The sequence below is a fragment of the Moorella thermoacetica genome (assembly GCF_001267405.1).
Lineage (GTDB): Bacteria > Bacillota > DSM-521 > Neomoorellales > Neomoorellaceae > Neomoorella > Neomoorella thermoacetica.
In genome coordinates this window covers 512,517-525,880 of the sequence record NZ_CP012369.1, presented here as the reverse complement: position 1 = coordinate 525,880, position 13,364 = coordinate 512,517, and the positions used below count along the sequence as shown (strand labels likewise).

Sequence of the window (13,364 nt, the reverse complement as noted above, 5' to 3'; positions counted from 1 at the left end):
ATCACCGGCTATTCTTTCTTGTCGTCGTCGACGACTTTATAGTCAGCGTCGTAGACGTTACCGTCCTGTTTCTGGCCGCCGGCCGCGCCCTGGCCCTGGGCTCCGGCTTGAGCACCAGCCTGCTGGTACACCTTGGTGGTCAGGGTATAAAGGGCCTGGGAGAGGGCCTCCATCTTTTCTTTGATCTTGTCATTATTCTTGCTGTCCAGGACCTCCTGGAGCTCTTTCTTCGCCTTTTCGATGCGGTCTACATCATTCTGGTCGGCTTTGTCCTTGAACTCCTTCAAGGTGCGCTCGGCCTGGTAGATGAGGGAGTCCGCCTGGTTGCGGGTCTCGATCTCTTCCTTACGGCGGCGGTCGGCCTCAGCCGAAGCCTCGGCTTCCTTGACCATGCGCTGGATCTCTTCCTCGCTCAGGCCGCTGGACGAGGTGATGGTAATGGCCTGCTGTTTGCCGGTACCCAGATCCTTGGCCGAGACGTGGACGATACCATTGGCGTCAATGTCGAACTTGACCTCAATCTGGGGCACTCCCCGGGGCGCCGGAGGGATCCCCGTCAGCTGGAAGCGGCCCAGGGTCTTGTTATCAGCGGCCATAGCCCGCTCGCCCTGGAGGACATGAATCTCCACCGTAGTCTGGTTGTCGGCGGCAGTGGAGAAGATCTGGCTCTTGGAAGTAGGAATGGTTGTATTGCGCTCAATGAGTTTGGTAAACACGCCGCCCAGGGTTTCAATGCCCAGAGAAAGGGGCGTGACGTCCAGCAGCAGCACGTCTTTGACCTCACCGGCAAGGACGCCTCCCTGGATAGCCGCTCCCAGGGCAACACATTCGTCGGGGTTGATGCCTTTATGGGGCTCCTGGCCCAAGATCTTGCGCACCGTCTCCTGTACCAGGGGCACCCGGGTGGAACCGCCTACCAGCAATACTTTATCGATATCTTTGGGTTCCAGGCCGGCATCGGCCAGGGCCTGCCTGGTCGGACCCACGGTCTTCTCTACCAGGTCGGCGATGAGTTCCTCAAACTTGGCCCGGGTCAGGTTGACATCCAGGTGGACGGGGCCGTTGGGCGTCGCCGAGATAAAGGGCAGGTTGATATTGGTGCTGGTCATGCCGGAAAGCTCAATCTTGGCTTTCTCGGCAGCCTCCTTCAGGCGCTGCATGGCCATCTTATCCTGGGTCAGGTCAACGCCATGCTCGCGGCGGCAGATATCCACCAGATAGTCCATTATTCGCTGGTCGAAGTCGTCGCCTCCCAGGCGGTTATTACCGCTGGTGGCTTTAACCTCAAAGACGCCGTCTCCCAGCTCCAGGATGGAAACATCAAAGGTGCCGCCGCCCAGGTCGTAAACCAGGATGGTCTGGTCCTCGCCTTTATCCAGGCCATAGGCCAGGGAAGCTGCTGTCGGTTCGTTGATGATGCGCAGGACTTCCAGGCCGGCAATGCGCCCGGCGTCCTTGGTTGCCTGGCGCTGGCTGTCGGTGAAGTAAGCCGGCACGGTGATGACGGCCTGGGTAACCTTTTCGCCCAGGTAGGCTTCCGCGTCGGCTTTCAGTTTCTGCAGGATCATGGCTGAGATCTCCTGCGGCGTATACTCTTTATTATCAATTTTTACCTTGTAGTTGGTCCCCATATGCCGCTTAATGGATATTACCGTCCGGTCAGGATTGGTTATGGCCTGGCGTTTGGCCACCTGGCCCACGATCCGCTCGCCCTCTTTGGTAAAGGCGACCACGGAAGGAGTGGTCCGGCCGCCTTCGGCATTGGGAATAACTACTGCCTCACCGCCTTCCATGACGGCCACGCAGGAGTTAGTCGTACCAAGGTCAATACCGATTACTTTACTCATCTTTATCTACCTCCTGTCCGTTTTCCTTAACGGTTGCTCCGGCTACGGCTACTTTTACCATGGCCGGCCGTAAAAGCTTGCCCTTCAAGGTATAACCGCGGCGGAACTCTGCCACCACCATGTTGGCCTGCTCCGGGTTTTCCGTCTCCTCCCTGGCCACGGCTTCATGCAATTCCGGGTTAAAGGGCTGGCCCAGGGCCGCAATCGGGGTTAATCCCTCCTGCTCCAGGATCTCCTTTAACTGGCGCAGGGTCATTTCTACCCCCGTGGCCAAGCCTTCAGCCTTGTTATCCGTCACCGCCGCCAGGGCGCGTTCCAGGTTATCCAGCACCGGCAACAGGCTGGTAATCAGCCGGGCGGCAGCCATCCGGGTCAGTTCCTCCTGTTCCCGGCGGGTGCGCTTGCGATAGTTATCAAAATCCGCCTGCAACCGCAAATAGCGCTGTTGCAGTTCGGCCAGGGCCGCAGTCTTATTTTCTACCTCCGCCCGCAGGCTATTGATTTCCTCCGTCAAATTTACAATTTCACCGGCTGCGTCCATGGCCTCCGCCTGTTCCGGTCCTGCCCCGCCCTTTGCGGGTACAGGTTCGTCTCCGGTAGTACCGGCTCCTGTTGTCTCCGGGGCAGCCGCACCCGGTCCCGGTTCCGGACAGGTCATTTCATCCTTCATTTTATGCTGCTCCTGATCTTTCAAACAACCCTTCACTCCTTTCGCAAAAAAAGCCAGCACCCAAAGGCACCGGCCGGTTGCAGGTGACCCATCGCTTTACCGGTAGAGTTGCTCCAGGGTCTGGGATAAAGCATCGGCAACACACCGGAGAACAGAAATGGCCCGGGAATATTGCATCCGGGTCGGTCCCAGGAGACCAACCTTGCCCATAATCTTTCCCTCTACAGCATAGCTGATGGTCACTACGCTGCACTTGTCAATACCCTCAATTTTATTTTCCTGGCCGATGCGAATGGTTAAACCGGTTGAGGGTGTGGTCATAAAAATCCGCCGCAGGGCCTCGTCCTGGTCCAGGAAGGAGAGGATCTCCCGTACCCGGTCCAGGTCTTTAAACTCGGGCTGATTTAAAATATTCAAGGTCCCGTTCCGGTAAACCCTTTCGCCGCTCTCCAGGGATAGAAGCTGCTGCAACAGGTCGCGGACCAGATTAACCAGATTCCGGTGCTGGGCCAGTTCCTGGTAGATATCGCTTAAAACCATCTGGCGCAGGTCTTCCAGGGCCCGGCCCTGGAGGCGGGCATTTAATACCCGGGAGATCCGGTTCAGGTCCTCCGGGGTTACGCCCTCCGGGATGGTTAAGACCCGGTGTTCCACTACGCCGGTACTGGTAACAGCTACCAGCAGGGCTTTATTAGCCACCTGGATCGGTAAAACCTGGACCTCCTCCAGGGAAGCCCGGCCCTGGTCAGGGCCCAGGGCAATGGCGGCATAAGAGGTCATCTCGGAGATTAACCGGGTTGTTTCCGCCAGGACCTGTTCGATTTCCAGCATCTTCTGGTTGTACCGCCGGCGGACATACTCCTCCTCCTCCGGCGTTAAATGGGCAGGTGGCATCAGACAATCGACGTAGTAACGATAACCCTGATCCGAAGGTATCCGACCGGCTGAGGTATGGGGCTGCTCCAAAAGACCCATCTCCTCCAGGTCGGCCATCTCATTCCGGATGGTGGCCGGACTGACTCCCAGGTTGTAGCGCCGGGCAATGGTACGCGAACCTACCGGTTCACCCGTAAGGATATAGTCCTGGATAACGGCTGCCAGGACTTTCTGTTTCCGCTCATCCATCCGCATGGTTGGTTTCACCTTCTTGTTAGCACTCTTATGTTCCGAGTGCTAAGAGCTTCAACTAAAACATACCACCCCCCTCAGGTTTTGTCAAGAAGAAGTCGCTCAGACAAAGGCCGCGAAAACCTCGTTGGCCAGGGGCAGGCCCCGCTCCGTCAGTTTGAGGTGATGCCCCTGCACTTCAATCAGGCCGGCCCGGAGCAACCGTTCCATTTCGCCGGCGTAAACCTCCCGGGCGTCTTTACCGAATCGCTGCCGGAAGGCCTGCAGATTAACACCGGCCAGCAGGCGCAGGCTCATAAACATAGTTTCAGCCATCTGCTGGCGGGGTGTAGTGACCTCTATCTCTGCCCGGGGAAGCCGGCCGGCGGAGAGGGCCGCGCCGTACTGCTCAAGGTTCTTGTAATTCTGCCAGCGCTCTCCCCGCCAGCTGGAAGCCGCCGCCGCCCCCAGGCCCAGGTAAGGATGGTTCAGCCAGTAGGTGACGTTATGGCGGCAGCGGTACCCCGGCCGGGCGAAGTTGGAAATTTCGTACTGCTGGTAGCCGGCCGCAGCCAGCTTTTCCCGGGCCTCCTGGTACATGGCCAGTTCCAGTTCCTCGCCCGGAAGGTTCAGGTTGCCTGCTGCCGCCAGACGGCCCCAGGGCGTGTCCTCCTCCACCTGGAGGCTGTAGGCGGCAAGATGCTCGGGCTGGAGGGCAAGGGCCTCCCTTAAAGTAGCCTGCCAGTTCTCCAGGGTCTGGCCCGGCAGGCCGAAAATTAAATCCAGGTTTATATTGGCAAAGCCGGCCCGGCGGGCCAGGTGGTAAGCCTGGTAGATGTCCCGGCGGCGGTGGATGCGACCCATGGCCTTAAGGAGACGGTCGTCAAAGGACTGGACCCCCAGGGAAAGGCGGTTAACCCCGGCGGAGCGCAAAACCCGTAGTTTTTCCAGGGTGATGGTGCCAGGGTTGGCTTCTACTGAAACTTCAGCCTCCGGTTGCCGGTTAAAATAGCCCTCGACAGCAACCAGAATCCTTTCCAGCAGGTCGGCAGGAAGGATGGTCGGCGTACCGCCACCCAGGAAAACCGTTGCTGCCGGCCCTGGCTGCCACGTCCCGGCCGCCAGCTTCATTTCTTCCTCCAGGAGGCGGCAGTAGACGGCCATCACCTCCGGTGACTGTTCGGGATAGGAGATAAAGTCGCAGTAGTTACACTTGCGGACGCAGAAGGGTATGTGGATATAGATGTGGCTGGCTTTGTTTACAAAGCCAGCCTGAGACATTGTCCCCATAACTACGATTTCCCCGCTTTCAAAACGGCCATAAAAGCCTCCTGGGGGATATCCACCGTCCCCACCTGCTTCATCCGCTTTTTGCCTTCCTTTTGCTTCTCCAGGAGCTTCCGTTTCCGGGTGACGTCACCGCCGTAACACTTGGCCAGGACGTTTTTGCGCAGGGCCGGAATGGTCTCCCGGGCGATAACGCGGCTGCCTATGGCGGCCTGGATGGGCACATCAAAGAGCTGGCGGGGTATCAACTGGCGCAATCGCTCCACCAGGGCGCGGCCGCGCTGGTAGGCCTGGTCCCGGTGGGTGATCAGGGAGAGGGCGTCTACCACCTCATTATTGATCAGGATGTCCATCTTCACCAGTTCCGAAGGACGGTAACCTTTTAAGGAGTAATCCAGGGAGGCGTAACCCCGGGTGCGGCTCTTCAACTGATCAAAGAAGTCATAGATAATCTCCGCCAGGGGCAGATCGTACTTCAAGGCCACCCTCTTTTCTGAGAGGTAGTCCATATTTAAGAAGCTCCCCCGTTTTTCCTGGCAGAGTTCCATGACCGGGCCTACGAAATCCTTCGGTGTCATGATGGTGGCCTCAACAAAGGGTTCCTCTATGTGGTCAATGAGGTTCGGCGCCGGCAAGGCTGTAGGGTTGTCGACCATGATAACGCTGCCATTGGTGCCCACCACCCGGTAGACTACGCTGGGAGCCGTGGTTATGAGTTCCAGGCCATACTCTCGCTCGAGTCGCTCCTGGATGATCTCCATGTGCAGCAGCCCTAAAAAACCGCAGCGAAAACCGAAGCCCAGGGCCACCGAGGTCTCCGTCTCGAAGGTCAAGGAGGCGTCGTTGAGCTGGAGTTTCTCCAGGGCGTCCCGCAGGTCGTCGTAACGCTCGGATTCCACCGGGAAGAGGCCGCAATAGACCATAGGCATAACCTTCCGGTAGCCTGGCAGGGGTGCGGGAGCCGGCCGCTCGGCACTGGTAATGGTGTCGCCTACCCGGGTATCCTTAACGTTTTTGATGCTGGCCGAAAGGAAGCCCACCTCACCTGCCGCCAGGGATTCCACCGGACGCGGTGCCGGGGTGAAAACGCCGACCTCATTAACCTCGAACTCGGCCCCGGTGGCCATGAAACGAATCCTGTCCCCCTTCCGAACTCTACCCTGGACAACCCGAAAGTAGGGAATGGCGCCCCGGTAACTATCAAAAATAGAATCAAAGATCAGCGCCTGGAGGGGCGCTTCCCCGTCGCCCCGTGGCGGTGGCACCCGCCGGATAATGGCTTCCAGGATCTCTTCTGTCCCCACGCCGGTCTTGGCCGAGGCCAGTATTGCTTCACTGGCATCCAGGCCGATGACGTCTTCAATCTCCCGCCGCACTCGTTCCGGCTCGGCGCTGGGCAGGTCGATTTTATTGATCACCGGAATGATCTCCAGGTTATGTTCCAGGGCCAGGTAAACATTGGCCAGGGTCTGGGCCTCGATACCCTGGGCGGCGTCGACCACCAGCAGGGCCCCTTCGCAGGCGGCCAGGCTGCGGGAGACTTCGTAGGTAAAATCAACATGCCCGGGGGTGTCAATCAGGTTTAAGACATACTCCTGCCCGTCCCGGGCTTTATAGTGCAGGCGCACGGCCTGGAGTTTAATAGTAATACCCCGCTCCCGCTCCAGATCCATGGTGTCCAGGACCTGGTCCACCATCTCCCGCTTGCTCAAAGCGCCGGTATACTCCAGGAGGCGGTCGGCCAGGGTCGATTTCCCGTGATCGATATGGGCAATGATGCAGAAATTACGGATATATTTTTGTTCCACCGACAATCTTTTTCCTCCCCCGCAATCTGGCTTAATTATAACAGAAAGCGGGCCGGGCTAAAAGCCCGGCCCGCTTTCTGTTCCATCTAGCGTAATTCGGTGGGTACAAAGGCGTCGATTATCCCGATTACCAGGGCTGCCAGCAAGGCACCCAGGATATTGACGCTTAAGTACGCGGGGATAATAAACTGGGCTACATAGATTACAATGGCGGCAACGATAAATCCAACTATGCCGCGACCGTGGGGCGAGACTTTTTTGCCAAGGACGGCTTCTACTGCCCAGCCCAGGATAGCAATGACGACGGCCGCTATGAGGGCGCCGGTAAAGCCTGCCACCCTGATACCGGGAAGGATAAAGCCTACCAGCATTAAAACCAGGGCCGAAACAACAAAGCGTACTACCGCACCTACCCAATTGGTCATACCCTCACCTCCTTTCACCCGGCTATAGCATTGCCCAGAAAGGAGGTTATTTATACAGTTCCTGGTCTCCCAGTTAATCTTTTTCAGCCGGCTGCCCTTTTAACCTGGTGATAGTAGTCGCCAGGGCGGCGGCGCCGAAACCGTTGTCAATATTAACGACGCCTATACCACTGGCGCAGCTGTTAAGCATGGTCAGGAGGGCTGCCAGGCCGCCGAAACTCGCTCCATAGCCGACACTCGTGGGTACGGCAATGACCGGCCGGTCGACCAGGCCGGCGACGACGCTGGCCAGGGCTCCCTCCATACCAGCCACAACGATTACCACATCGGCCTGGCGCACCAGATCCACCCGCCCCAGGAGGCGGTGGATACCGGCAACGCCGACGTCGTAGATTCTCTCAACCTCGTTTCCCATCACGGCGGCGGTGACGGCCGCTTCCTCGGCCACCGGCAAATCGGCCGTGCCGGCACTGAGGACGGCCACCCGGCCGCCGGTGGGCCTTATTTCCCCTGCGTCCACAACGATGGTCCGGGCGAGTTCATTAAACTCGGCTGCCGGCAGGCGGGCGGCTACCTCCTGGTAGGTCTCCCTGTCGGTCCGGGTCACCAGCACCGTCGAGCCGGCAGCCGCCAGGCGGCAGGCAATGGCGACCACCTGTTCCCTTGTCTTGCCCTGGCCGAAGATGACTTCCGGAAACCCATTGCGCAGGGCCCGGTGGTGATCCACCTTGGCGAAGCCCAGGTCTTCGTCCCCCAGGTGCTTTAAATGGTTCATGACCGTCTCCAGGTCGGTCTGGCCGTTTTTATAGGCCAGCAACAAGTCCTTGAGTTGTTCTTGGTTCATTTAGGCACTTTTCCTCCGAAAATATTTTCTGGTGGGCGAGGCGATAACCGCCTCAGGATGCTGCCCAGGTCTAAATTGTCCCTCTCAGGAATAAAATGGCTACCAGCGAGGGGGCATTGATGTGCGTATCCAGGTCATCACCAGCCGGCAGGCCCGGGCCCTGGGAGCTTTCCTCAAAGGGGTGCTCCTGGCCGGGTTAATTATTATGGGACTGGTCACCGGGGCCTGGCAATTGATCCGGACCGGTAGCCAGGTGCTGTCCGGCTCCCCCGCCAGGCTACCTATGCCCCTGCTGGAGGGCATCCTGCGTGAGGGTTTGCCGGCCCTGGGCCTGCAGGCAGGAGAAGCCCCCCGGAATACTTCCGGTGAGGCCCTGACAACGGCCCTGCAGGTCCTGGCCTCGCCCCTGGTAGTTTTACCTGGACAGGAGAAGACCCCGAGTCTCCTGACAACTGAAGAGGAGTATGTCCAGCCGGAACCGCCGGTAGAAGAAAGCCCGCCCCCGGCGCCATCAGAGGTCGAAACCACCAGCTCCAAAAACCCCCTGGTGGCTATATACAACACCCATAACGCGGAATCCTACCAGCCCAGTGAGGGTAGCGCCAAGTTTCCCGGCAAAAACGGCGGCGTCAGCCAGGTGACTGCCACCCTGGCCGACAGCCTGAGTAAAGATTATGGAATCCCGGTGGTTCGTTCAACCACCATCCATGATTATCCCGATTTTACCCTGGCTTATGCCAACTCCGAGAAAACCTTGAAGCGAATGCTGGCCGCCAACCCCTCGGTCCTGGTGGCCCTGGACGTCCATCGGGACGCCGGCCTGCCGTCACCGCCTGTTGTCGAAATTGACGGCCAGAAAGTCGCCCAGGTGCTCATCATCGTCGGCAGCAACGCCCGGTTGGAACACCCCAACTGGCGCCAGAATGAGGCCTTTGCCAGGCAACTGGCCAAAAAAATGGATGAACTCTATCCCGGGCTGTGCCTGGGAGTCCGGGTCCAGGAGGGGCGCTACAACCAGCATCTCCTGCCCCGGGCTCTGCTCCTGGAATTCGGCAGCGACAATAATACCCTCCAGGAGGCTGAAGGTTCCGCCCGCCTGGTAGCCAGGGTCCTGGCGGCGGTAATCAAAGACCTGCGGCAGGAAAACCCGGCCAGTTGATCCGGGGTCCGGCTTGTTGCTTTTGCCAGGTTCCCATGTTAAAATAGTCCGGGAGGTGAATAAGGTGCCCAATATCAAGTCAGCTATGAAACGGGTGGAGTTGACCCGTATTCGTACCCTGCGCAATAAGGCTATTAAATCCAGCGTTAAAACGGCAATAAAGAAGTTCCGTACCGCCCTGGAACAGGGTGATAATCATAACGCTGCCGTTAACCTGCGCCAGGCCATCCGCGCCATTGATAAAGCCGTCACCAAAGGCGTCTTACATCCCAACACCGCGGCCCGGAAAAAGTCCAGCCTTCAGCGCTATTTTAACAAAACAACCGCTTAAAACCAGCCAATAAAATTTTTACAAATGTAATTTTCCCCCCGTTGTCCTGCCATAATAAGAAAAGGCTATGCAGAAGGGGGGGATTTTACTTTATGGCAGAAAAACCTGGCACCGTTAAAAACCCGGCTGAAAAAACGGCCCGCCGCCGGGAAGGTGAACTGGGGACCGAGGGTGCTGCCGGGACCAATTATGAATTCGCCGCCGATGTGACGGCTCCGGGCACCAGGGTCGACACCAACGTCAAGACGGGTTACGAGGCAAACCGTGAAAAGACGCAAAAGAAATAGGCCTACCATGGGGGAGCATTCAATGCTCCCCCATGGCAATGATGGTCCAGATAGCCTGCTCCAGCAGGGGTCCGGCCTCTCCCTGGCCGGTTTTCAGGGCGGTATCTACTTTTAATAGTTCCTCCAGGGCCTGCCCGGCGACCGGGAGGGAAAAATTGCGAGCCTGGGCTGCCACTTTCCGGGCTACGAAGGGTTTAACCCCCAGCCTGGCGGCCAGATTTCTCTTATCCCCTCCCAGGTGCGCCCGGTAAATCAGGCGCAGTTGGCGCGCCAGCATGGCTACGATCCCCAGGGGGGCTTCACCCCGCTCCAGGAGCTGGCGTAAAAAGCCGATAGCCAGTTCGGGTTTCCTGTTTCCCAGGGCATCGACAAGCTGGAAGATGGTATTTTCAGCCTCGATCTCCGGTATCAGGGCCTGGACAGTAGCCGGGGTAATGGTACCCGGTTTTCCTGTATAAGCCATTGCCTTGTCCAGTTCATTGCGAGCCTGTCGCAGGTCGCCGCCGCCGGCCCGGGCCAGGATCAGCGCCGTAGCCGGCGGCAGGTTGTAGCCTTCCTGCCGGGCTTCCTTTATCAGCCAGGCCGCCAGATCTTCTCCTTGGAGGGGTGAACACTCTACCACCCGGCCGGTACTATTTATTTCCTTGACTGCTTTCAGGCGTTTGTCAATACTACCGTTAACCACCAGCACCAGGCAGGTTGCAGGTTCCGGTTTGGTTAAATATTTTAGGAAATCCTCATCCTGCCAAATCTCCCCGGCGGGGTCTTTAATCACCACGAGGCGGCGTTCTGCCATGGCCGGCAGGGTAGCCGCCAGCATGATCACTTCCGCCCCCGTTAACTCCCGCCCGTCCAGTTCCTGGTAGTCAAAGTCCCCTGTTTCCGGTGGGATAAGTTTTTTTTCCAGGATTTTCAGGGCCCGCTCCTTAAGGTAACCCTCGCTACCGTAAAAAAGGTAGACAGGGGCGATGTAGCCCTGCTTTACCTCCTCAACCATTGCCTGCCAGTCCAAATTCAGCCCTCCTGGTAAAGCTCCCAGGAAAAGCCTGCCGGGAGCCGCGTTTATAATCTATGGGCGCTATTTACCAGTCCACCCTTATTTTAACCCTTAGCATGCTGGTTGCCATGTTCTTAAGGGAGAACAGTCTTTACCTGCCAGCTATCCCCGTCGCTCCTGATGCTAATTGCCCCCTGCCGGTCGGTGCGATAAATGGGGACGCCCCGCCCCTGCCAGTAGCCCACTACCTCCGGCGCCGGGTGGCCGAAGTTATTTCTCTCCCCCACGGAGAAAACCACCGCTTGGGGGGACACCTGCTGCAAAAAGGACGGCTCCAGGCCGAAGCGGCTGCCATGGTGGGGTACTTTAAAGACGGTACTGCGGACATTCATCCCGGCCCTCTCCAGATCGGCCATGGCTTCAGCCTCAATATCGGCGCCCAGAAGAAGGCTGAAGTCCCGGTAAACCACCTTCATGACCAGGGAATTGTTGTTGCTGTCGGAGTTGCTGCCGCTGATCTCCCGGCCGGGATGCAGGACCTGGAGGTCCACTACCGGGTCCAGGGCCAGGGTGGCCCCCCGTCCCGCCTCCTGCCAGGGGATACCCCGGGCCTGGAGTTCCGCCAGGAAGGGACGGTACTCGTTAACCATACTGCCCCGCAAGGGGGGGACGACGACCAGGGAGACAGGCATCTGCCGTACCACGGCCATGAGGCCGCCCAGATGATCAGTATCCGGGTGGGTGCTGACGACTGCATCCAACCGCCGCACCCCCTGGCGGTGGAGGAAGGGCACCACCACCCTCTCCCCGACGTCAAAATCGCCCTGCTCGAAGGGCCGACCGCCGCCGTCGACCAGGATGTGCCGGCCGCCGGGGGTGGCCAGGTAAATGGCGTCCCCCTGGCCGACGTCGATAAAGGTCACCCCTAGTTCTCCCGGCTGCCCCGGGTGGTAAAGGTAGACCAGCAAAGTTGCCAGGGTCAGGGCCGCCACCACTCCAAGCTCGCGAAGATGCCACCGCCACAAGGCCAACCAGCGCGGTTCCCGGCGGCGCAGCCAGAGTTCCCTCAGGATGATCAGGACCAGGTAATAACCGGCCACCCCCAGGGGCGAGGGTGTGGCCAGGGGCAGGGTCATCCCCGGCAAGCCGGCCAGGCCGGCGAGGAAGGCTAGCATTAGGTTGACGAGGGGGCCCAGGGCGTTAAACACGGTCCCTGCCAGGGGCAGGCTCACGAGGGCCAGGGCGGAGGCCGCCAGGCCCAGAGTGACAATGGCTCCCACCAGGCCGGCGGTGATCAGGTTGGCTGGCAGGCTGAGAAGGGAAACAAAACTAAAGTAATAGGCTACCAGGGGCAGGGTAGCTACCTGCGCCGCCAGGGGGATCACCAGGTAGGCCCGCCAGGCGGGAAGCCAGGCCAGAAGGTCATCCAACAAAGGGTAAAGATACACGATGCCCCACGTGGCGGTAAAGGAAAGCTGAAAACCGCTGTCATAAAGGGAACGGGGGCGTACCAGCAGGATTAACAGGGCTGCCAGGGCCAGGGCGGTGTAGAAATCGCGGCGCTGGCGGCGCCAGAAGGCTATAAGCCCCAGGCCGGCCATAATGGTCGCCCGGTTTACCGAGGGTGTGAAACCGGTGACAGCGGCATAAAAGATCAGACCGGCCAGCCCCAGGGCCACCGCTGTCTCTGCTCTTAGACCCAGGAGGCCGGCTATAGCCATGACTATAAGTAAAACCAGGGCCGTGTTGGAGCCGCTGACGGCGAAGAAATGGAAAACCCCCAGGTTTTTAAAGGTGTCGCTGTCCTGATCCGTTAATTCCTCGACGTCGCCGAAGAGAAGGGCGGCAAGAATCCCCGCCTGGCGCGGTGGCAGGGCGGCTGCAATAGCCGTTTTTACCCTGCCTTTGGCTGCCAGGGCCAGGCGTACCAGGGGGTTACCTGCCTCTTTTTCCAGCTTGACTATGGCCCGGGGGTCATTGAGCAACATGCGGTTATAAATATAGCGTCGGGCGAGGTAGGCGCGATAGTCAAACTCGCCGGGGTTGCGGGCCGGCGGTGGCGCTGTGAGCTGGCCGTGGACGCGGAGAACGTCGCCGTAATGGTACCGGGGCAGGCTTTTGTTTCTATCCCGCCGGTAGATAACTACCTGGACGTTTTCTTTTATCTTTTTACTATATGCGCCCTGACTGACCTCCCGGGCCGCCAGGGTATAAACGACCCGGTCGGGATAAAGCTGCGGTTCCCCTGTCACCATCCCGGTGAGGTCGAGATAGGTGTCGCGATCGCCCGCAAGTTGACTCTGGTGAAGGCAGTTGTCCCAGGTACTAATAAAAAAACCCATGGCCACAAATCCGGCCAGGAGCAAGTACATCCAGGCGGGCCGTTGCGGCGGCCGCCAGAAGAGGTAGGCCAGGGCCCAGAGGGCCAAGGCTATGACCAGGGGAGAGAGCAGCACCGCGGTATCCCCCGGCGCTACCGCTCCTGCCGCCCCCTCCTGAAAGCGCGCCAGCAACAGGCCGACTATATAGGCTACGGTAACCCAGAGGAGCGGTCGATCACGCATGGGTTAAACTTCGCCAGTCAGGGAAAAGATTCCTGCCC

General features: G+C 59.0%; 12 protein-coding genes. 3 read left to right on the top strand and 9 right to left on the bottom strand.

Going from position 1 to position 13,364, the window contains the following annotated elements:
* Nucleotides 1–8: 8 nt before the first annotated feature.
* The 7 genes from dnaK to larB form a co-directional block, all read right to left on the bottom strand.
* Nucleotides 9–1,847: a molecular chaperone DnaK gene (dnaK, locus tag MOTHE_RS02610; protein ID WP_011392122.1), complete on the bottom strand. Its 1,839-nt coding sequence runs from the start codon at nt 1,845–1,847 to the stop codon at nt 9–11.
* On the bottom strand, nt 1,840–2,517 hold the full coding sequence (gene grpE / locus MOTHE_RS02605; protein ID WP_011392121.1) for a nucleotide exchange factor GrpE: 678 nt from the start codon (nt 2,515–2,517) through the stop codon (nt 1,840–1,842). The genes dnaK and grpE overlap by 8 nt, the downstream gene beginning before the upstream one ends.
* 96 nt (nt 2,518–2,613) lie before the next feature.
* The gene (hrcA, locus tag MOTHE_RS02600) at nt 2,614–3,648 is read right to left on the bottom strand and encodes a heat-inducible transcriptional repressor HrcA (RefSeq protein WP_011392120.1); all 1,035 of its coding nucleotides are present in this window, start codon (nt 3,646–3,648) and stop codon (nt 2,614–2,616) included.
* 99 nt (nt 3,649–3,747) lie between these two features.
* Nucleotides 3,748–4,914 carry a radical SAM family heme chaperone HemW gene (hemW, locus tag MOTHE_RS02595; RefSeq protein WP_011392119.1) on the bottom strand — a complete coding sequence of 389 codons (1,167 nt, stop codon included), beginning with the start codon at nt 4,912–4,914 and terminating at the stop codon, nt 3,748–3,750.
* A gap of 2 nt (nt 4,915–4,916) precedes the next feature.
* A complete protein-coding gene (gene lepA, locus MOTHE_RS02590) occupies nt 4,917–6,725 on the bottom strand; it encodes a translation elongation factor 4 (RefSeq protein ID WP_053094625.1) in 1,809 nt (602 codons plus the stop codon).
* Nucleotides 6,726–6,805: 80 nt separating this feature from the next.
* Complete coding sequence (locus tag MOTHE_RS02585) at nt 6,806–7,144, bottom strand: phage holin family protein (RefSeq protein ID WP_011392117.1); 339 nt, start codon at nt 7,142–7,144, stop codon at nt 6,806–6,808.
* A 73-nt stretch (nt 7,145–7,217) separates the two neighbouring features.
* Nucleotides 7,218–7,988, bottom strand: a complete 771-nt coding sequence (gene larB / locus MOTHE_RS02580) for a nickel pincer cofactor biosynthesis protein LarB (RefSeq protein WP_011392116.1) — start codon at nt 7,986–7,988, stop codon at nt 7,218–7,220.
* 121 nt (nt 7,989–8,109) lie between these two features.
* Here larB and spoIIP point away from each other — a divergent pair, with 121 nt between their 5' ends.
* From spoIIP to MOTHE_RS02565, 3 genes are all read left to right on the top strand, one after another.
* Nucleotides 8,110–9,147 (top strand): stage II sporulation protein P, encoded by a 1,038-nt coding sequence (gene spoIIP, locus MOTHE_RS02575; protein ID WP_053094624.1) that lies wholly within the window; start codon nt 8,110–8,112, stop codon nt 9,145–9,147.
* A gap of 64 nt (nt 9,148–9,211) precedes the next feature.
* Nucleotides 9,212–9,478: a 30S ribosomal protein S20 gene (gene rpsT, locus MOTHE_RS02570; protein WP_025774009.1), complete on the top strand. Its 267-nt coding sequence runs from the start codon at nt 9,212–9,214 to the stop codon at nt 9,476–9,478.
* 92 nt (nt 9,479–9,570) lie between these two features.
* A complete protein-coding gene (locus MOTHE_RS02565; protein WP_025774008.1) occupies nt 9,571–9,765 on the top strand; it encodes a hypothetical protein in 195 nt (64 codons plus the stop codon).
* A gap of 19 nt (nt 9,766–9,784) precedes the next feature.
* Here MOTHE_RS02565 and holA read toward each other — a convergent pair whose 3' ends face one another.
* Both holA and MOTHE_RS02555 read right to left on the bottom strand, forming a co-directional pair.
* Nucleotides 9,785–10,777 (bottom strand): DNA polymerase III subunit delta, encoded by a 993-nt coding sequence (gene holA, locus MOTHE_RS02560; RefSeq protein ID WP_011392113.1) that lies wholly within the window; start codon nt 10,775–10,777, stop codon nt 9,785–9,787.
* Between the two features lie 119 nt (nt 10,778–10,896).
* Nucleotides 10,897–13,326, bottom strand: a complete 2,430-nt coding sequence (locus MOTHE_RS02555) for a DNA internalization-related competence protein ComEC/Rec2 (RefSeq protein ID WP_011392112.1) — start codon at nt 13,324–13,326, stop codon at nt 10,897–10,899.
* Between the last annotated feature and the right edge of the window lie 38 nt (nt 13,327–13,364).